General features: G+C 60.4%; 1 pseudogene. It reads right to left on the bottom strand.

Going from position 1 to position 1,106, the window contains the following annotated elements:
• Positions 1 to 1,106, bottom strand: a pseudogene (locus tag EOA22_RS34705) (chromosome partitioning protein ParB); the annotation flags it as partial.

Here is a 1,106-nt window from a genome sequence, read left to right as displayed (position 1 = left end):
ACGCCATGACGCTGGCGTGGTCGAGTGAGGCGATGAAGCCCCACAGGTCGGCCACATCGCGAGGCATGTCCGCAGCCCACTCCGCATGTCGATCTGCCAATGCCTTGCCTGCCGCCGTATCTTCGATGCCGTCCGCGTGACCGGCGAGGTAGACGCTGGTTGGGCGGATTTCGAGGCAGTGGGCATCAGCACCCTGATAGAAGGTCTGCGCCGCAAGCGTATGGGTAACCGCAACAAGGGCAATGTCCGGCTGTTCGCCAAGCGCAAGGCGAAGCCCAAGCGTACGATAAGCGGTCAAGTCGCGAATAAGAAGGTCCGACAACGGCTTGCCATCATCCTCCGCTTCTTCGTGGCTGCCACCATCGGAATCCGAACCGCTTCCGTCTTCGATGATCTCGCCATCGTCATTGACGGCGTAGTCCTCGCCGTCTGGAAGCGTTTCCGCTTCCGGTCCCACCTGCTCATCCTCGGCGCGGATGAAACCTCGTTCGATGCGCGCCGCTCCATCATGGGAAAGCACGACGAACACGCCACCACGCGAAACAATATCAGCATCGTAGGCGTGACGCAGAGCGTCGATGCGCTCGATCTCGGCTTCAAGTTTGCCGAAACGCTGATCAACATCGTCCGGCAGTTCCTCGGCGCTATTCCATTCATCTGTGAGCCGGTTGAACTCGTCGGATGCCCTTGCGTAGGCAGCTTTGTCTTCCTCCGACAAATCCACCGGCTGTGGGTAGGTACGGCGCAAGCCGTTTGCGTGGGGGAAGTCGATATGGACATCTGCACATTTCCAACCCTCGGCCTGCCTGACGGTTTCAGAGATGCCTTGCAGCTTCTCAATCACCAAGCGGTCGAGCAAAGCGGCATCCTCGTAGAAGCCGCCGCGATCCTCGGTGAACAGGTCGCGCAGGATGGCACCGCCGGCTTCCATGTAGGCTTCCGCGCCGATGAAGACGGCGCGGCGGTCGTTCGCCGCAACATGCGTCCGCGTCAGTTCGCGGCGGATGACGTAGGGCTCGCGATTGTAGGTGAGGCTTTCGAAAACCTGTTCCTGCCGGGCATGATCGTCCGTGATGGCGAAAGCCATCAGCTGATCGAGGGTCAAA

The organism is Mesorhizobium sp. M7A.F.Ca.US.014.04.1.1 (assembly GCF_003998745.1).
GTDB classification, from domain to species: Bacteria; Pseudomonadota; Alphaproteobacteria; order Rhizobiales; family Rhizobiaceae; genus Mesorhizobium; species Mesorhizobium ciceri.
This window is presented reverse-complemented; position numbering and strand designations above follow the sequence as displayed.